Here is a 17,542-nt window from a genome sequence, read left to right as displayed (position 1 = left end):
CCTTGACGGAGGGCCCGAGGACTCCCCTCCCGCTACTCCTCCGCGCCGCCGACCGGCGTGCGGTTGAGCGTGTAGGCCTGCTCGCTGCCGGACACGCCCGCGACGATCACCGTGATCGGCGCCGTGTAGGTGCCGAGCGGCCAGGTCAGCAGCAGGTCGGCGGTCTGCTCCTGGGTGCGGCCGTCGACCGGGACCCAGGCGATGGTCTTGCGGTACGAGCCGTCGGCGAGGTCCCGGTTGGTGCGCAGCAGGAGCGTCTGCGACCCGTCGGAGCCGACGCTCGAGGAGACGACCGAGAAGTTGGGGCCGTCGGCGGCGGTGATGCGCAGCGGAGTCGCGCGCGAATCGCCGGAGCCGGAGCGGGTCATCCGCGGCGCGACGGTCAGGGTGACGAGCTCGCCGGCGGTGAGCTGCCCGGTGATCGCGATGGCGAGCGGGCGGTTCACGTTGATCTGCTCGTCGCGGAAGCTCTCGGCGGTGAAGGAGGTGTACTCGACCGAGCGGACCGACGGCGCGGGCGGCGGGGTGGTCGAGGCCGCGGCGAGCGGGGCGGCGGCGGCGACCGCGACGATCGGGACGCTCCAGGCGGCGGCAGTGGTGAGGGTGCGGCGGGGGACGGTGCGGCGGGAGGGGGCGGTGGTCATGTCGTCTCCAGACGTCGGCGGTCGCGTCCCCCTTCCGGGGACACGCGACTCACGCTAACCGACACCTGACGGTCAGCCGAGCCTCTACGAGTCCTCTCAGCCGGAGTGCCACCCGTACGGGGGATCCGCCACGGGATGCAGCGCCGCTACTCCGCCGCGCGCGCCACCGCCTCCAGCCGGGCGACGTGCTCGGGCCACCACTCGGCGGGGACGGGCGGCAGATTGTCGCCCGGCGTCCGCAGCCCGACCCGCCCGTCGATCAGCTCGCGGACGAGGTCGGCGTGCCCCGCGTGCCGGTGCGTCTCGGCGGTGAGGTGCACGAGGATCCGGTGCAGCGTGACCTCGCGGGTCGTCCACCACGGCACGACGCCCGGGGCGTCGAGGTCGAGCGCGGCGACCGTCGCGTCGGAGTGCGCCCAGACCCGGCGGTACCGCTCCACCACCTGCTCGCGCGACTCCTCGGCCGTCGCCCACATGTCGGCGTTCGGCTCGGCGTCCTCCTCCATCCACGGCAGCGGCTCGGGGAACGGGCGGCCGAAGACGGCGCCGAGGTAGCCCGCCTCCGTCCCCGAGACGTGCTTCACCAGGCCGAGCAGGTTGGTGCCGGTGGGCACCAGCGGCCGGCGGAGGTCGTACTCGCCCAGGCCGCCGAGCTTCTGCAGGAGGGCGTCGCGGCCCTCCTGCAGATAGCGGAGGAGAGTGGCCTTCTGATCGATGCTGCTCTGATCACTGCTCATCGCCCCAGCCTGGCCCGGCTGTCAGAGCACCGCCACCCGCGCGTCCTCGCGCACGACCTCGGTCAGCACGGTGCGCCGGGTCTCGGCGCCGATCGGCGACACCTCGCCGGTCAGCACGACCGAGGCGGTCGCCTCCCTCGTGGCGCAGTCCGGCCCGACCCAGAGCTCGACGAGCCCCGGCTCGACCGAGCGCACGCCGCGGCGGTCGGTGAAGGCCAGCCGCGCGGAGGGGACGTCGAAGCGCACGAGCGCCTCCTCCCCCGCCGCGAGCTCGACCCGCGCGTAGCCGAGCAGCTGCGCGACGGGACGGGTGACCGAGGCGACCACGTCGCGCGCGTAGAGCTGCACGACGTCGACGCCGTCGCGATGGCCGGTGTTGCGCACCCGCACGGTCGCGGTGAACGCGCCGCCGGTCGGGGCCTCGCCCGCCTCGGGACCGGTCGACTCCAGCGCCAGCTCCGACCGGCTGAACGCCGTGTAGCTCAGCCCGTGCCCGAACGGCAGCACCGGGGTGCTGTCCGCGCTGGTCACGTCGGAGGGCCCGCCGAGGATCGGGTGCAGGTAGGAGAACGGCTGCGCGCCGGCCGAGCGGGGCAGCGAGACCGGCAGCCGGCCGGACGGCGAGACGCGGCCCGAGAGGACGCCCGCGATCGCGCCGGCCCCCTCCTCCCCCGGGAAGAACGCCTGCAGCACCGCCGCGGGAGCGGAGGCGCCGCGGATCGCCCAGTCGATCGCGTAGGGGCGGCCGGTGAGCAGCACCAGGGCGACCGGCGTCCCGGTGGCGACGACCGCCTCGACCAGCTCGCGCTGACGGCCGGGCAGCTCGAGGCTCTCGACGTCGTTGCCCTCGCCGACGGTGCCGCGGCCGAAGAGCCCGGCCCGGTCGCCGACGACGACGACGGCGATCTCCGCACCGCGGGCGGCCTCGACGGCCTCGGCGATCCCTGCGGTGTCGTCGGAGGCGCTGTCGGCGGCGGGGTCGTCGCCCTCCACCGAGCAGCCCTCGGCGAGGAGGAGCTCGCTTTCGGGGAACTCCGCGGCGAGCGCCTCCCGCACCGTGCTGATCTCGAAGCCGAGCGGCACTCCCTGGTGGTGGGCGAGCACGTGGTTGGCGAAGGAGTAGCAGCCCATCAGGGCCGGCGCGCTGTCGGCGTTCGGGCCGATCAGCGCGATCCGGCGCGGCGGTGCCGTCTCACCCGGCCGGGCGAGCGGCAGCACCCCGTCGTTCGTCAGCAGCACGAGCGACTCCTCGGCCAGGCGCCGCGCGATGTCGCGGTGCGCGGGCGAGTCGAGGTCGATCGACTCGGGCGCGTCGTCGAAGCGGGCGTCGAGCAGGCCGAGCCGCTCCTTCTGCGCGAGCACCCGCAGCAGCGCGCGGTCGACGATCGCCTCGTCGGCGCCGCCGGAGCGGATCCGCTCGGCGAGCGGCGCGAGGAACGCGTCGCCCGTCGGCAGCTCCACGTCGATGCCGGCCTCGAGCGCGAGCTGGGCGGCCTCGCCGAGGTCGGCGGCGACGGCGTGCATGAGATGCAGGAAGGCGACCGAGAAGTAGTCGGCCACCACCACGCCGTCGAAGCCCCACCGCTCGCGCAGCACGCCGGTGAGGTAGGCCGGGGTCGCCCCGACCGGGTCGCCGTCGATCTCCGCGTAGGAGTTCATCACCGAGCGCGCGCCGCCGTCGCGGATCGCCATCTCGAACGGCGGGAGCAGCACGTCCGCGATCTCGCGCGGTCCGGCGTGCACCGGCGCGTGGTTGCGGCCGCCGCGCGAGGCGGAGTAGCCGATGAAGTGCTTGAGCGTCGCGTCGACGCCCGTCGACTGCAGGCCGCGCACGTACGCGGTGCCGATCGTGCCGACGACGTACGGGTCCTCGGCGATGCACTCGTCGACCCGGCCCCAGCGCGGGTCGCGGATCACATCGAGCACGGGCGCGAGTCCCTGGTGGATGCCGAGCTCGCGCATCGATCCGCCGATGGCCGCGGCCATCTCCTCGACCAGCTCCGGGTCGAAGGAGGCGCCCCAGGCCAGCGGAGTCGGGAAGGTCGCCGCCTTCCACGCGGCCAGCCCGGTCAGACACTCCTCGTGCACGATCGCCGGGATGCCCAGCCGCGTCTCCTCGACCAGCCGGCGCTGCTCGGCCCACAGCCACTGCGCGCGCTCGACCGGGTCGACCGGGCGGGTGCCGTAGACGCGGGTGAGCTGGCCGATGCCCTCGCGGGTCGCGTCGGCGTAGCCGGTGGAGGTGGCCATCTCGCCGGCCAGCGGCGCGACGACCTCGCCGCCCTGATCGACCCAGTAGCCGACCAGCTGGGTGAGCTTCTCCTCCAGCGTCATCCGGCCGATCAGGTCGGCGACCCGGGCGGAGGGGGTGAGTGCTTCAGTCATGTCGGTCATCCCTTCACCGCTCCGGTGAGTCCGCCGACGATGCGGCGCTCGAAGACGCTGAAGAAGATCAGCGCCGGGATCATCGACAGCGACACGAAGGCGAGCACCTTCGCCGTGTCGACGGAGTACTGCGACGAGAAGGCCTGCACGCCGAGCGGCAGGGTGAAGCTCGACTCGTCGTTGAGGATGAACAGCGGCAGCAGGTAGCTGTTCCAGCTCGCGATGAAGGCGAGGATGCCCGTCGTGATGACGCCCGGCATCGCCAGGCGGACGACCATCCGCCAGAAGAAGCCGATCCGGCTGCAGCCGTCGATGAAGGCGGCCTCCTGGATCTCGTCGGGGATCGCCCGCAGGAACGGCACCAGGATGATGATCGTCGTCGGCAGGCCGAACGCGATCTGCGGGAGCACGACGCCGGCGAGCGAGTTCATCAGGCCGAGGCTCTTGATCACCAGGTAGAGCGGGGTGATCGCGACGGTCATCGGGAACATCAGGCCGGCCGCGAAGAGCGCGTAGAACACGCCCCGGCCGCTGAAGCTGTAGCGGGCGAGCACGTAGCTCGCCATCAGCCCGAGCACGACGACGCCGAGCGTGGTCGCCCCCGCCGCGATGGCCGAGTTGCCGACCTCGCGCCAGAAGATGCCGCCGGTGATCACGTCGAGGTAGTTCTGCACGTTCCACGGCGCGGGGAAGCCCGAGGGGTCGGTGGTGATCTGCGCGTTCGTGCGGAACCCGCCGATGATGATGTACGCGACCGGCGCGAGCATCAGCGCGATCACGACGATCGCGACGACGTAGGCGATGATCGTGCCGCGACCCAGCGGGCGGCGGCGCGGCTTCGGCGGCCGCGGCGCGAGCGGAGTGGTCGCGGTGGGGGGCTTGGTGCCCGGGGGCACGGCGGTCAGGGTGCTCATCGCACGGCTCCCATCAGGATCGATCCGGTCACTTCTTGTCTCCGGTCAGTGCGCCTTCGGTGTCCCGCCGGAGCACGAAGCGCTGATAGAGCAGCGCGACGATCAGCGAGACGAGGAACAGGACCACGGCGACCGCGTTGCCGTAGCCGTAGTTGCCGGCGTTGCGGCCGTTGGTGACGAGGTAGGTCGCCATGGTCGAGGTGCCGGCGGTGGAGGACACGTACTGCCCCCAGATGATGTAGACGAGGTCGAACAGCTGCAGCGCGCCGATGATCGACAGGAACGCCCAGATCCGCAGGGTCGGAGCGAGCAGCGGCAGGGTGATCCGCCGCTGCACCTGCCAGTAGGAGGCGCCGTCGATCGACGCGGCCTCGGACAGCTCCTCCGGGATGCCCTGGAGGCCGGCGAGGAAGAGGATCACGGCGAAGCCGATGTACTTCCACGTGATGATCAGCATCAGGGTCCAGATGGCGATCGCCGGGTCCGAGAGCCAGTCCTGCTTCAGCGCGCCGAGCCCGACCTTCTCCAGGAAGCCGTTGACAGCGCCGCTGGTCTGGAGCATCAGGCTCCAGCCGGTGCCGACGACGACCTCCGAGATCACGTAGGGCACGAAGATCAGGACGCGGATGATCGACTGCCCGCGCAGCTTGCGGTTGAGCAGCAGCGCGATCAGGATCGCGGCCGGCCCCTGCAGCACGAGCGAGAGCACCACGATCGTGCCGTTGTGGCTGAGCGCCTCGTGGAACGTCGGGTCCTGCAGGATCGTCAGGTAGTTCTTGAACCCGACGAAGTCGGTCGGGACGCCGTAGCCCTGCCAGCTGAAGAAGCCGTAGTACGCCGCCATCACGACCGGGAAGATCACGAAGGCGAGGAAGACGATCAGCGCCGGGCCGACGAGGATCGCCACCTCGAGGCGACCCGACCAGCCGAGGCCCCGGCGGCGTCGCTTCGCCGCCGGAGCCTCGGGGCGCGCGTCCTCGCGGAGCGCAGTGGTCGTCACGGTCAGGCCTTGGCCGCGGCGGCGTTGACGGCCTCGACGAGCTGCTCCGGGTCGCTCTTGCCGGCGAGCAGGTCGACGACGGCGACGTTCAGCGCGTTGCCGACGTTCTGGCCGTAGACGGTGTCGAGCCACTGCGAGACGTAGGGCGCCGAGTTGTACGCGGCGAGGATGTCCTTCAGGTAGGGCTCGGTGACGGCCTCCTGCGCGACGGTGTTCACCGGCGGCGCGTTGAAGGCGGCGTAGTACTCCTTCTGCACGTCGGAGGTCGCGAGGTAGTTCAGGAAGTCGACGCACTCGTCGGGTGCCGCGGCGGAGCAGGAGTAGCCGTCGACGCCGCCCATGATCGAGCCGGGTGCGCCGTCGCCGCCGTCCACCTCGGGGAAGGGGAACCAGCCGAGGTCGGGCAGGGGCTTCTCGTCGGGGGTGAGCGAGGCGATGACGCCGGGGTTCCAGGCGCCCATCAGCTCCATGCCGGCCTGGTGGTTGGCCAGGAGACCGGCCGAGGATCCGGCGCCCTGCTGGGCGGCGGTGGTGAGGAAGCCCTCGTTGAACGGCTCGGTGCCGGCGAAGGACTGCAGGTCCTCGCCCGCCTTCAGCCAGCAGTCGTCCGAGAAGTCCTTGGAGTCGGCCGCCTCGGCCATGGTGTCCGCGCTGCACTCGCGCAGGGCGAAGAAGTAGAACCAGTGCGCGGCGGGCCAGGCGTCCTTCGCGCCGAGCGCGATCGGCTGCGCTCCGGCGCCCTTGAGCGCGGTGACCGCGGAGTCGAGCTCGTCGAGCGTCTTCGGGGTCTCGGTGATACCGGCCTCGGTGAAGAGGTCCTGGCTGTAGAAGAGGCCGCCGGGGAGCACGGCGACGGGCATCGCCCAGACCTTGTCGTCGAGCGTGTTCGCCAGGAAGGAGCCCTCGGGGATCTCCGTGCGCGCCTGGTCCGAGACGCCGTCGGTGAGGTCCTTGACCAGGCCGCCGGCGACCATCGCCGCGAGCTTGCCGCCGCCGCGCTGGAGGAAGATGTCGGGCGCGTCGCCCGAGTTGAGCGCCGTCTGCAGCTTGCCGTCCAGGTCCTCGTTCTGGATGGCCTGCGACTCGATGGTGACGCCCGGGTTGGCGGCCTCGAAGTCGGTGATCGTCTTCTCCCAGAACTCCTGGCCGGGGCCGGTGGTGGAGTTCTGCCACAGGGTCATCGCGACGGTGCCGTCGGAGGATCCCGCGTCCTGGGCGGAGCAGCCGCTGAGCGCCGCCGCCGCGCCGAGCAGGGCCACGGTGGCCACCGCCGTCTTCCTGAATGCTGTTCTCGTGAACTTCATCGTTCGAACCGTTCTCTTCGCTGAGAGGCGCCGCCAGGGAGAGCGGCGCCGGGGTGCACCCGTCCGGGGGCGGGCAGGCTCAGTCTCAGATCCGGCGCGGGGAACGGCAAACGTTTTCGAAACCATTTTCCATTTCACGAGAACGCGCTCTCATCGGCGTCGGCACGGGGCGGGGCGGCGGGGTCTATGGTCGAGCCCATGAGCCTCCGCCCGACCATCCACGACGTCGCCGCCGCCGCCGGCGTCTCGGTCGCGACCGTGTCGAAGGCGGTGAACGGCCGCTACGGCATCGCGCCGGCGACGGCGAACCGGGTGCTCGAGATCGTCCGCGAGCTCGGCTACGAGTCGAGCCTCGTCGCGAGCAGCATGCGCTCGCGGCGCACCGGCGTGATCGGCGTGCTCGTCGCGGGCTTCGAGCCGTTCAGCGCCGAGATCCTCAAGGGCGTCGGCTCGGTGCTGCGCCGGTCGCGCTTCGACCTGCTCGCCTACAGCGGCTCGCACGAGGGCGAGCAGGAGGGCTGGGAGCGGCGCTCGCTCAGCCGGCTCAGCGGCACCCTGATCGACGGCGCGATCATGGTCACGCCGACGGTGGTCAGCGCCCCGTCCGACATCCCGCTCGTCGCCGTCGACCCGCACACCGGCCGGGCCGACCTGCCGACCGTCGAGTCCGACAGCTTCGGCGGCGCGCTCCAGGCGGTGCGCCACCTCGTCGCCCTCGGTCACCGGCGCATCGGCTTCGTCGCCGGCCGCGTCGACCTGCGCTCGGCCCGGCTGCGCGAGGCCGGCTACCGCGCCGGCCTGTCGGAGGCGGGGATCGCGTTCGACGAGCGCCTGCTCCGGGTGGGCAGCTACCACCACGACACGGCGCGGCTGCCGGCGTCGACGATGCTCTCCCTGGCCGACCGGCCGACCGCGGTCTTCGCCGCGAACGACGTCTCGGCCCTGGCGATCATCGAGACGGCCGCGCACCTCGGGCTCGACGTGCCGCGCGACCTCTCGGTGGTCGGCTTCGACGACGTGCCGGAGGCGGCCCGCTTCGATCCGCCGCTGACGACGATCCGCCAGCCGATGCAGACGCTCGGCGCGACGGCGGCCGAGATGCTGATCACGCTGATGGCGGGCGGAACTCCCCCCTCGCTGCACGTGCAGCTGCCGACCCAGCTGGTGCGCCGCGCGACGACCGCGCCGCCCTCGATGCGGAGGACGCCGTGATGCCGGAGGACATGACACCGGGCGCCATGACACCGGGCGAGGCCGAGCCCCGCGACGCGCACGACGAGCTCTTCGACGCGCTGGTGTTCGTCGACCTCCCCGTGCTCGACGCACTGCTCGACACCCGCTTCGTGATCGAGCACCCGACCGGGCTCGTGCAGTCGAAGCTCGACTGGATGGACGACATCGCCGAGGGCCTGAAGGAGTACCACGCGATCGACCACGTCGAGAGCGCGGTCTCCGGCACGGCAGCGCATCCGGTGCTCGTCTCACGCACGCTGACCGAGGCGACGATCGGCTCGCTGCATGCCACCTGGCGGCTGCAGCTCACCAGCCGGCTGGTGCCGGTCGGCGACGAGTGGGTGATCACCCGCACGACCGTCAGCACGTGGTGAGCGGGGCAGGCCTGGTGAGCGCTCGATCCGACCGTTCTCAGGCCTGCAGGATCACCGCTCCGTAGTGCGTGCCCGCGCCGGTGCCGACCAGAAGCACCGACTCGCCCTCCTGGACGCGGGCGCGGTGCAGGGCGAGCGGGATCGCCGCGCCGATCGTGTTGCCGACCTCGGGCAGGGTGATCACCATCCGCTCGCGACCCCAGAGCCGCGCCATGCCCTCCAGGCCCGCCTTGCTGGTCTGGTGCGGCACGACGCGGTCGACGCCCGGCAGGCCCGCGCCCAGGCCGGGCCGCACGCGCTCGAGGAAGGCCGGGAAGTGCCGCAGGGCGTCCACGAGCAGCGCGCCGCCGTGCATGTCGAAGCGGAAGTCGTCGAGACGCCCCGGGGCGTCCTCGATCCGGATGCGCGAGCCGAAGCCGCGGATCTCGGCGTGCCGGACGCCGCTCGGGCGGGTCTCGAAGCGCGAGGTGACGATGCCCTGCTCCGGCCGATCGGCCCGACCGAGGACGACGGCGGCCGCCGCGTCACCGAAGAGCAGCGCGCTCTCGGGCTGGCGGAGGTCGATGCCGCGGCTGCCGCCCTCGGTCGAGACGACGAGCACCCGCTCGGCGCGGCCGGTCGCGAGCAGGAAGCCGGCTTCCTGCAGCGCGAAGAGGAACGAGAGGCAGGTCGCGTTGAGGCTGTAGGCCGAGACGTCCTCGAGGCCGAGGCCTGCGGCGATCAGCGCGCCGCCGTCCGGGATCGCCTGCAGCTGGGTTCCGGAGGCGTTCAGCACGACGTCGACGTCGCGCGCGTCGATCCCCGCCGCGGCCAGCGCCCGCCGGGCGGCGAGCAGGCCGAGCTCGAGCGGGTCCTCGTCGTCGGCGAGCCAGTGCCGGGTGAGGACTCCGGAGCGGCGCGCCGCCTCGCCGGCGTCGATCCCGCAGAGCGCGGCGACCTCGCCGGTCGGGACCACGCGCGCGGGCAGGGCCTCGCCGGTGCCGAGCACGCGCACGGGCAGGAGGAGCGGGATCGCAGCGGCCACGGTCCTGTATAGCGCCGATGACGCCGCCCGTGCTCGCGCTAGGCTCCGGCGGGACGGAAGGGGGGTCTGGCGTGGATCGTGGCGCGTTCTGGGTGGTCGTGCCCTTCTACGACGAGGAGAAGCTGCTCGGCGGCGCCCTCGACGCCCTCGCCGACCAGACGGATCCCGGCTTCACCCTGCTGCTCGTCGACAACGGCAGCACCGACCGCTCCCGCGCGGTGATCGACGCGTTCCGGACCCGGCGGCCCGACCGTCCGGTCCTCGTGATCGACGAGCCGCAGAAGGGCACCGGAGCCGCCTCGGACACCGGCTTCCGCCACGCCATCGCGCACGGCGCCACGACGGTCGCGCGCACCGACGCGGACTGCCTGCCCGCCCCGGACTGGGTGGCGCGGCTCAAGGCGGACGTCGCCGGCGGCGCGCGCTTCATCGGCGGCCGGCTCGTGCCGCGCACCGACGAGCCGGTCTACCGCTGGTACGACGGCGTGATCGGCACGGCGATGATCCGCCTGATGGAGCACGCCCCCGGCGTCTTCTACCGCCGGCCCGGCCAGCGCTACCGGATGTTCATGGCGGCCGGCTCGAACCTCGCGATCGACGCCGCCCTCTACCTCGAGGTCGGCGGCTTCCCGCGCTCGAGCATCGACGACACCGACGAGGACCTGGAGCTGCACCTGAAGGTCTGCCGGGTGATCCCGCGCGCGCAGGCGCGGCTGGACCGGAAGGCGGTCGTCCGGATGTCGATCCGCAAGGGCAAGGCGCTCGGCTACCTCGGGATCCTGCTCTGGTACTGGGGCCGCAAGCGCTGGGGCCGCGCGGGCGTCGCGGAGGTCGTCGATGTCCGCTGACGCCCGGGATTCCGCTGAGCAGCCCGGGCCCCGCCGCGTCCTGATCACCGGGGCGACCGGCTTCCTCGGCGGCCACGCGGTCGCCGAGTTCCTGGCCGCCGGCGACGAGGTGCTCGCGACCGGCCGCAACGCCGCCGCACTCGCCCGGCTGGCCGCCCTCGGCGCCGAGACGATCGAGGCGGACCTCGCCGAGCTCGCGACCCGCGACGTCCGCGCCGACGTGCTCGTGCACGCCGCCGCCCTCTCCAGCCCGTGGGGCCGCTGGCGCGAGTTCCACGCGGCGAACGTCGCGGGCACCGCGGCGATGATCGACCTCGCCGAGCGCTGCGGGATCCGCCGGATCGTCTTCGTCTCCTCGCCGAGCATCTACTCCGCCCGGCGCCACCGGCTCGGCATCCGCGAGGAGGACGTCGACACCGGCAACCGGATGAGCCTCTACATCCGCAGCAAGATCGCCGCCGAGCGGCTGCTGCAGGAGGCGCACGCCGCCGGCCGGATCCCGGAGCTGGTGATCCTGCGGCCCCGCGGGCTGATCGGCGTCGGCGACCCGAGCCTGATCCCGCGGTTCGTCGCGGCGAGCCGGCGCCGCGGCGTCCCGCTCTTCGACGGCGGACGCAACCCGGTCGACATCACCTGCGTCGAGAACGCGGCCCTCGCACTCCGACTCGCCGCCGACGCCCCGGTCGCAGCCGGCGGCGTCTACAACATCACCAACGGCGAGCCGGCCCCGCTCGGCGACCTGCTCGACCGCTTCTTCGAGGCGTCGGGCGAGGAGCCGCGCTACCTGACGGTGGACCTGGGGGTGCTCAGCGCGCTCGCGGTCGTCCTCGAGCGCGTGTACGCGGCGCTCCCGGGCGGCGCGGAGCCGCCGTTCACCCGCTACACGGTCGCGACGCTCGCCTACGCGCAGACGCTCGACATCTCGCGGGCGCGCGCCGAGCTCGGCTACGCGCCGCGCGTGCCGCTCGCGGACGGCCTGCGGACGGTCGGCGAGCACTACCGGAGCGCGCATGAGTGAGCCGCGCCTCCAGGTGTTCGCCTGCGGCGAGACGAGCTTCCCGCTCTCGCGCGTCTTCCGCGGCGGCGATCCGGCCCGCCGCACCTTCCCCTCCGCCGCCTTCCTCTACACGCACCCGAGCGGCCGGCGCGTGCTCTTCGACACCGGCTACCCGCCGACGCTGCGCGGCACCGGCGCGGTCGGCGCGCTCTACCGGCGGATCCTCCCGGCCCGTGTCGGCGCCGACGAGACGATCGACCGGCGGCTCGCGGCCCTCGGCCTCGCGCCGTCCGACATCGACACGGTCGTGCTCTCGCACCTGCACCCCGACCACGTCGGAGGCCTGCGCTGGTTCCCCGACGCGACGCTCGTGCTCTCGCGCGGGCAGCTCGCGACGATCGAGCGGAGCCGGATCACCGACGGCGTGTTCGCGGCGCTGATCCCGACCTGGGCGGACACGGCGACGCTCGTCGACGACCAGCCGGTGGCGACGACTCCCAGCGGCGTCGCCGGCTACGACCTCTTCGGCGACGGCCGCTTCGTGATCGCCCCGCTGCCCGGGCACGCGAGCGGCCACCTCGGCGCTCTGGTCGAGGGCCGCGTGCTGCTGGCCGGCGACGCGGCCTGGGGCCGCGAGTTCCTGACCTGGTCCGACCGGCTGCGCTTCCTCCCCCGGCTGATCAGCCACCACGCGGAGGCGCACCACCGCACGTCGCTCGAGCTGGAGCGCCTCGAGGCCGCGGGGATCATCCTCTGCTTCAGCCACGACCCCTACCCGCACCGCGTGCTGCTGGCCTGAGGGGCCTGCACCGGGCCGCTCAGCTCGCGAGCTCCTCCGGCCAGCCGTGCTCGGCCAGCGAGAGCCGGACCCGCTCGATGTCCGCGTCGGACGGCAGCTCCGAGGTGACCCCGGCGATCGCCGTGCCGACGTCGACGCGGCTCGTGGCCAGCCCGCCCTCCGCGGCGAGGCGGGCCGCGACCTCCGCGACCTCCTCGTCGGAGAGCCGGCGGCGCAGCAGCGCGAGCAGCGGCACGAAGTCCTGCTCGGGCAGCCCCGAGGGGTAGCCTGCGCGCAGCCAGCGGACGACGCGGGTGACGAGTCCCGCGCGCTCGGAGGCCGGGCGCTCCGGCTCCGCGAGCTCCTCCGGGCGGGCCAGCGGCCAGCCCGCGCTCGCGAGCCGGGCCGAGACCCGGACGAGGTCCTCGGGCAGCGCGGGCCCGAGCAGCGTCTCCTCGATGCGGGCGCGCATCCGGGCCGCCGAGAACTCCTCGCCCGCGGCGTCGGCGCGCACGGCGTCGGAGAGCAGCTGCCGGACGACCTGCTCCAGCTCGTCGCGGGTCAGGCTGCGCTGGAGGAGGCCGAGCAGCGGCACGTAGTCGGTCTCGGGCACCCCGGAGGGGTAGCCCGCCCGGAGCCAGCTGACCACCCGCGCCACGACGCCGTCCGCGGGAGCGGAGTCGGGCGCTGCCGGGTCGGTCGCCGCCATGCTCAGCCCTTGGGGACGAACGTCGGGAAGACGTGCTCGAAGCTCACGGCCTGGCCGAGGCCCGTGGCGATGATGACGCTGAGGCCGACGGCCACGGCGCCCACCACGAGCACGAAGCAGAGCACGCCGAGCGCGCGGAGCAGCGGCGCGGGCAGGCCGCCGGGGGCCGGTGCCGTGCCGGTGGATCCGTCGGCGAGGGCGAACGAGCGGACGCCGACGGCGAAGAGCACCGGCAGACCGGCCCCGAGGATCAGGGCGACGACCGCCACCTGGCCGGCGGCGCTGAAGAAGAGGGAGAGCACGGATCGGTCCTTCCGAGTCGGTGGTGGGCTAGACGCCGGCGGTCTGCTTGGCCGCGGTGCCCGCGTCCGACCACTCGTCGTTGACGTTGTGGGCGCCGATGCTGTCGCGGCGCGAGCGGACGTAGATGAAGACGGCGACGGCGACGAGCACGGCGGTCATCAGGATGCCGCCCGCGGCCCCGCCGACCAGGTGGCCGATCCACCACATCACGGCGCCCATCAGGGCGGCGGCGGGGAGCGTGATCACCCAGGCGATCACCATCCGGAGAGCGACGCGCCAGCGGACCTGCGCGCCGGGCCGGCCGACGCCGGAGCCGAGGATCGAGCCGGTCGCGACGTGCGTGGTCGAGAGGGCGAAGCCGAGGTGGCTGGAGGCGAGGATGACCGCGGCGGAGGCGCTCTCGGCGGCCATGCCCTGCGGGGTGTCGATCTCGACGAGGCCCTTGCCGACGGTGCGGATGATCCGCCAGCCGCCGATGTAGGTGCCGAGCGAGATGGCGAGCGCGCAGCTGAGCTTGACCCAGAACGGCACCGACTCGGTGTCGCTCCAGCCACCGGCCGCGATCAGCGCGAGGGTGATGACGCCCATGGTCTTCTGCGCGTCGTTGGTGCCGTGCGCGAGCGAGACGAGCGAGGCGCTGCCGATCTGGCCGATCCGGAAGCCGCGGTGGATGCGGCGGTCGGCCAGGTTGCCGATCACGCGGAAGACGAGCCAGGTGCCGATCGCGGCGACCGCGCCGGCGAGCACCGGGGACATCAGCGCGGGCAGGATCACCTTGCCGACGACGCCGTCGAGCTTCGAGCCGTCGCCCGCCCAGTTGACGCCGTTGAGGCCGAGGCCGGCGAGCGCCGAGCCGATCAGGCCGCCGAAGAGCGCGTGCGACGAGCTCGAGGGCAGGCCGAGCAGCCAGGTGAGCAGGTTCCAGACGATGCCGCCGATCAGGCCGGCGAGCACGATCAGCAGCAGCGCCGAACCGCCGCCCTCGAGCAGCGCCGGATCGGGCGCGCCACTGGAGTCCTGGATCTTGACGACCGCGTTGGTGACGGTCAGCGCCACCTCGATGCTGAGGAACGCGCCGACCAGGTTGAGGACGGCGGAGAGGGTGACGGCCACCTTCGGCTTCAACGCGCCGGTCGCGATGGACGTGGCCATCGCGTTCGCCGTGTCGTGGAAGCCGTTGGTGAAGTCGAACGCCAGGGCGGTGACGATGACGAGCGCGAGAAGGATGAAGGGATCCACGGAGGAGATCCTCCCGCCCGCACGGGCCGCTCGGAAGCGATCGCCGGGGCGTTCACCGGCTGTTCACCTCTCCGAGCGGCGCGCCGGGCTACCCTGTGCAGAATCTCAGGGTAGGGGCGTCCCGCGGGGTTCGCTCAGTTCGAGGAGTGCGGCAGCGGCGGCGTGAGATCCGGCACGTGCTCGGGGTCGGCGTCGGGGGCGGGCTGCTCCTCCGGAGCCTGGTCCTGGTCCTGGTCCTGGTCCTCGTGCGGCGCGCTGGGCAGCGGCAGCGTGAGGTCGGGCGTGACCGACGGGTCGGCCGCGCCGACGGCGACGTGCTCGCGCTCGACGACGTGCTTGGGCGCGGTGGGCGTGCTGCGCTTCTCGGCCTGGGCCGCCTTCTTCGCGGCCTTCTCCTGCCGGCGCTTCAGCTTGTCGGTCTGCTCCGCGAGCTTGCGGGCCTTCTTGCGCAGCTTCTTGCTGGAGTCGCGGACGGCGTCGTGGGCCGCGCGCACCGACTTCTCGGCCTTCGCCAGGGCCTTCTTCGCGCGCTTCTGCGCCGCCTTGTCGTCCTTCTTCTGCGACGACTTCTTCGAATCCGACTTCTTCTGCTGCGCCATGCTCGCTCCTCACACTCGTCGACCCGATCGGTCGTGGGTCCACCGTAGCGAGCGGGCATCGGACAGGCCTGGGCGGCGGAGGGCCTGGGCAGCCGGGCGGGAGGGGAGTACAACTGCCGCATGACCGATGCGATCTCCCCGCGCGACTTCCGCTCCGCCCCCGGCACCGCCGACTGGCGGGTCGTCGGCGACGGCGCCCGCGCCTACTTCCGCACCGGCGATCGCGGGGCCGGCTCCTTCGCCGCGGGGGCCGCCCTCATCGCCGCGATCGCCGCCCTCGCCGAGGAGGCCGGCCACCACCCCGACGTCGATCTGCGCTGCGGCGGCGTCGGGGTGCGCCTCATCAGCCACGACGTCGGCGACATCAGCGAGCGCGACCTCGGCCTGGCGCGCGAGATCTCCGCCGCCGCCCGCGCGCTCGGCCTCGCCGCCGAGCCGGCCGCGGTGCAGAGCCTGCAGATCGCGATCGACGCCGTCGACGTCGCCGCGGTGCGCGCCTTCTGGCGGGCCGTGCTCGGCTACTCCCCCGTCGAGGACGCCGACCTCGCCGACCCGCGCGCTCTCGGCCCGAATCTCTGGATCCAGCGGATCGAGCAGCCGCGGGCGGAGCGCAACACGATCCACCTCGACCTCTACCTGCCCCGCGACGCGATCGAGGCCCGCCTCGCCGCGGCCCTCGCCGCCGGCGGCCGCGTCGTGAACGAGGAGAACGCTCCGGAGTGGTGGACCCTCGCCGACCCCGAGGGCAACGAGGTCGACCTCGCCCCCTGGCGCGACGACAGCGAGTGGAGCGCCTGAGGCAGCGCCTCTTCGAGGGGGGGTGGTGCAGGCTGGTCCTCATGGTCTTCACTCCGAACCACGGCGGCTACTCCGGCAGGCACGGGCTGCGCCGACCGATGCGCGGCCCCAAGCGCGACCGCTGGATGTGGTGGCGCCTCGGCTCCGGCGTCGCTGCGACGCTCGCGGGCCTGATCGCCCTGCTGGTCTTCACGAGCGGCCGGTACTGATCGTGTCGCGCGAGAGGGTCACGGGCATCGGCGGCTTCTTCTTCGCCGCGCGCGACCCGGAGGCGCTGGCGCGCTGGTACGCCGAGCACCTCGGCATCGACGAGGTGCCGATGGAGTACGGAGCCCCCTCGTGGCGCCAGGACGCCGGCACCACCGTCCTCGCCCCGATGCCGGCCGGCTCCGAGCCGCTCGGCCCCGCCGGCTGGACCCTGAACCTCCGCGTGCACTCGCTCGACGCGCTCGTCGCCCAGCTCCGCGCCGCGGGCATCACCGTCGAGATCGATCCCGAGACCTACCCGAACGGCCGATTCGCCGACCTGCACGACCCCGAGGGCAACCGCCTCCAGCTCTGGCAGCCGGCGGGCGCGGACGCCTAGCGTCTCGCAGTCGCAGGCGCGTCAGGCGCGGTCGTGGAGGGTGATCAGGTAGCCGTCCGGGTCGGCGAAGGTGAAGGTCAGGCCGAAGGGGCCCTCGGCGGGGGCCGACGTGATCGGGACGCCGGCGGCGGCGAGGTCGTCGTGCAGGGCGGCGACCTCGGTGGCGTGCAGCCAGAGGGCGACGCCGCGGCCGGGCTCGGCGGGGAGCTCGGTGCCCGGCATCAGGTCGCGGATGGCGAAGGGGATCGGCTTGGTGTCGAAGACGACGGCGTGCGGCGGGCCGGGGCGGCGGGAGAGGCCGAGGCGGGTCTCGTAGAACTCGGCGGAGCGCTCGAGGTCGCGGACCTGGAGGGAGAGGAAGTCGGGGCCGGTGATCGTCATGGGAATGCCTTCCGTCGGTGGTGCGTGTCAGTTTCCTTACATCGAGCGTATGTCAGACTACTGACATGAGTCACGACGGCGAGAGCACCGCGCGGATCGAGCTGGACACCTCCGTCGGCTACGTGCTGAAGGAGGCGTCCAGCGCCCTGCGCGTCGCGATGGAGGCGGCGCTGCGGCCGCTCGGGATCACGGTCACCGCCTACTCCTGCCTCGAGCTGCTGGCGCACCGGCCGGGCCTGTCCGGCTCGGAGCTCGCGCGCGGCGCCTTCGTGACACGCCAGTCGATGAACGTCCTGCTGCAGTCGCTGGAGCGCGACGGCCACCTGATCCGCGCGGAGACGGCGCCGAGCGGGCGGGCGCTGCCGACGCGCCTCACGGCGTCCGGCGAGGAACTGCTCGGCGAGGCGAGCGCGGCCGTCCGGGCGGTCGAGGAGCGCATGCTGACGGGGCTCGACGGGGCTCGGATCCGGGAGCTGCACGCCCTGCTGCGCTCCTGCGCGGAGGCGCTCGCCTGACCGCTCCGGTCCGATACCGCGCACCGCTCGGCATTCTCCCAGTGGCGTTCCGGAGCTGCGCGGGTACTCTGGAGGGTCGCCGCGCGGCCCCCTGAGCCCCGGCTGTCAACCCCCTGAGCACCACCTGCTGAGCCCCGCTGAGCGCTCCGCCGCCCCCGACCCGCCCTGCCGCGC

General features: G+C 73.2%; 21 protein-coding genes. 9 read left to right on the top strand and 12 right to left on the bottom strand.

The features are described from left to right. Positions 1-32: 32 nt before the first annotated feature. The 6 genes from GTU73_RS02455 to GTU73_RS02430 form a co-directional block, all read right to left on the bottom strand. Positions 33-644: a hypothetical protein gene (locus GTU73_RS02455; RefSeq protein ID WP_160086670.1), complete on the bottom strand. Its 612-nt coding sequence runs from the start codon at positions 642-644 to the stop codon at positions 33-35. A gap of 146 nt (positions 645-790) precedes the next feature. Beyond that, positions 791-1,381 (bottom strand): DinB family protein, encoded by a 591-nt coding sequence (locus tag GTU73_RS02450; RefSeq protein ID WP_160086668.1) that lies wholly within the window; start codon positions 1,379-1,381, stop codon positions 791-793. Positions 1,382-1,402: 21 nt separating this feature from the next. Continuing rightward, complete coding sequence (locus tag GTU73_RS02445; protein WP_160086666.1) at positions 1,403-3,766, bottom strand: glycoside hydrolase family 3 N-terminal domain-containing protein; 2,364 nt, start codon at positions 3,764-3,766, stop codon at positions 1,403-1,405. Positions 3,767-3,771: 5 nt separating this feature from the next. After that, a complete protein-coding gene (locus tag GTU73_RS02440) occupies positions 3,772-4,680 on the bottom strand; it encodes a carbohydrate ABC transporter permease (RefSeq protein ID WP_160086664.1) in 909 nt (302 codons plus the stop codon). Positions 4,681-4,708: 28 nt separating this feature from the next. Next, on the bottom strand, positions 4,709-5,680 hold the full coding sequence (locus GTU73_RS02435) for a sugar ABC transporter permease (RefSeq protein WP_244231742.1): 972 nt from the start codon (positions 5,678-5,680) through the stop codon (positions 4,709-4,711). Positions 5,681-5,682: 2 nt separating this feature from the next. Continuing rightward, positions 5,683-6,984 (bottom strand): extracellular solute-binding protein, encoded by a 1,302-nt coding sequence (locus GTU73_RS02430; RefSeq protein WP_160086662.1) that lies wholly within the window; start codon positions 6,982-6,984, stop codon positions 5,683-5,685. 198 nt (positions 6,985-7,182) lie between these two features. Between GTU73_RS02430 and GTU73_RS02425 the strand changes: the two genes are divergently transcribed. After that, complete coding sequence (locus GTU73_RS02425) at positions 7,183-8,196, top strand: LacI family DNA-binding transcriptional regulator (protein ID WP_160086660.1); 1,014 nt, start codon at positions 7,183-7,185, stop codon at positions 8,194-8,196. Beyond that, positions 8,196-8,591: a nuclear transport factor 2 family protein gene (locus GTU73_RS02420; protein ID WP_160086658.1), complete on the top strand. Its 396-nt coding sequence runs from the start codon at positions 8,196-8,198 to the stop codon at positions 8,589-8,591. The genes GTU73_RS02425 and GTU73_RS02420 overlap by 1 nt, the downstream gene beginning before the upstream one ends. 37 nt (positions 8,592-8,628) lie before the next feature. Here the strand turns inward: GTU73_RS02420 and GTU73_RS02415 are convergent, their stop codons facing one another. Then, positions 8,629-9,615 (bottom strand): 3-oxoacyl-[acyl-carrier-protein] synthase III C-terminal domain-containing protein, encoded by a 987-nt coding sequence (locus GTU73_RS02415; RefSeq protein ID WP_160086656.1) that lies wholly within the window; start codon positions 9,613-9,615, stop codon positions 8,629-8,631. A 71-nt stretch (positions 9,616-9,686) separates the two neighbouring features. Here GTU73_RS02415 and GTU73_RS02410 point away from each other — a divergent pair, with 71 nt between their 5' ends. From GTU73_RS02410 to GTU73_RS02400, 3 genes are read left to right on the top strand one after another with little or no spacing between them, the layout of a single operon-like run. Beyond that, a complete protein-coding gene (locus GTU73_RS02410; RefSeq protein ID WP_160086654.1) occupies positions 9,687-10,463 on the top strand; it encodes a glycosyltransferase family 2 protein in 777 nt (258 codons plus the stop codon). Beyond that, positions 10,453-11,481: an NAD(P)-dependent oxidoreductase gene (locus GTU73_RS02405; RefSeq protein ID WP_160086652.1), complete on the top strand. Its 1,029-nt coding sequence runs from the start codon at positions 10,453-10,455 to the stop codon at positions 11,479-11,481. Before GTU73_RS02410 ends, GTU73_RS02405 begins: the two co-directional genes overlap by 11 nt. Beyond that, positions 11,474-12,259 (top strand): MBL fold metallo-hydrolase, encoded by a 786-nt coding sequence (locus GTU73_RS02400; RefSeq protein ID WP_160086650.1) that lies wholly within the window; start codon positions 11,474-11,476, stop codon positions 12,257-12,259. Before GTU73_RS02405 ends, GTU73_RS02400 begins: the two co-directional genes overlap by 8 nt. A 19-nt stretch (positions 12,260-12,278) precedes the next feature. Here the strand turns inward: GTU73_RS02400 and GTU73_RS02395 are convergent, their stop codons facing one another. The 4 genes from GTU73_RS02395 to GTU73_RS02380 all read right to left on the bottom strand — a co-directional run bounded on the left by GTU73_RS02395 (position 12,279) and on the right by GTU73_RS02380 (position 15,088). Then, positions 12,279-12,947 carry a DUF3349 domain-containing protein gene (locus tag GTU73_RS02395; RefSeq protein WP_160086648.1) on the bottom strand — a complete coding sequence of 223 codons (669 nt, stop codon included), beginning with the start codon at positions 12,945-12,947 and terminating at the stop codon, positions 12,279-12,281. A gap of 2 nt (positions 12,948-12,949) precedes the next feature. Continuing rightward, entirely contained in the window at positions 12,950-13,249 is a 300-nt protein-coding gene (locus GTU73_RS02390) for a hypothetical protein (protein ID WP_160086646.1), read from the bottom strand. Between the two features lie 28 nt (positions 13,250-13,277). Then, positions 13,278-14,489: an inorganic phosphate transporter gene (locus GTU73_RS02385; RefSeq protein ID WP_160086644.1), complete on the bottom strand. Its 1,212-nt coding sequence runs from the start codon at positions 14,487-14,489 to the stop codon at positions 13,278-13,280. 134 nt (positions 14,490-14,623) lie between these two features. Continuing rightward, positions 14,624-15,088 (bottom strand): hypothetical protein, encoded by a 465-nt coding sequence (locus tag GTU73_RS02380; RefSeq protein ID WP_160086642.1) that lies wholly within the window; start codon positions 15,086-15,088, stop codon positions 14,624-14,626. A 120-nt stretch (positions 15,089-15,208) separates the two neighbouring features. On the opposite strand from GTU73_RS02380, the gene GTU73_RS02375 reads away from it, so the two are divergent. The 3 genes from GTU73_RS02375 to GTU73_RS02365 are packed head-to-tail and all read left to right on the top strand — an operon-like array spanning position 15,209 to position 16,472. Continuing rightward, entirely contained in the window at positions 15,209-15,886 is a 678-nt protein-coding gene (locus tag GTU73_RS02375; RefSeq protein WP_160086640.1) for a VOC family protein, read from the top strand. Positions 15,887-15,927: 41 nt separating this feature from the next. Continuing rightward, complete coding sequence (locus tag GTU73_RS02370; protein ID WP_159986316.1) at positions 15,928-16,095, top strand: hypothetical protein; 168 nt, start codon at positions 15,928-15,930, stop codon at positions 16,093-16,095. A gap of 2 nt (positions 16,096-16,097) precedes the next feature. Continuing rightward, entirely contained in the window at positions 16,098-16,472 is a 375-nt protein-coding gene (locus GTU73_RS02365; protein WP_160086638.1) for a VOC family protein, read from the top strand. A gap of 21 nt (positions 16,473-16,493) precedes the next feature. Here the strand turns inward: GTU73_RS02365 and GTU73_RS02360 are convergent, their stop codons facing one another. Further along, positions 16,494-16,853, bottom strand: coding sequence for a VOC family protein (locus GTU73_RS02360; protein ID WP_160086636.1), 360 nt, complete (start codon positions 16,851-16,853; stop codon positions 16,494-16,496). A 65-nt stretch (positions 16,854-16,918) separates the two neighbouring features. On the opposite strand from GTU73_RS02360, the gene GTU73_RS02355 reads away from it, so the two are divergent. Further along, positions 16,919-17,368 carry a MarR family transcriptional regulator gene (locus tag GTU73_RS02355; protein WP_160086634.1) on the top strand — a complete coding sequence of 150 codons (450 nt, stop codon included), beginning with the start codon at positions 16,919-16,921 and terminating at the stop codon, positions 17,366-17,368. Positions 17,369-17,542 lie beyond the last annotated feature (174 nt).

Origin of the sequence: Rathayibacter sp. VKM Ac-2804, from assembly GCF_009866655.1 — a bacterium.
Taxonomy (GTDB): Bacteria; Actinomycetota; Actinomycetes; order Actinomycetales; family Microbacteriaceae; genus Rathayibacter.
The sequence above is the reverse complement of the archived record's forward strand: the minus strand, read 5'-3'. Positions and strand labels throughout refer to the sequence as shown.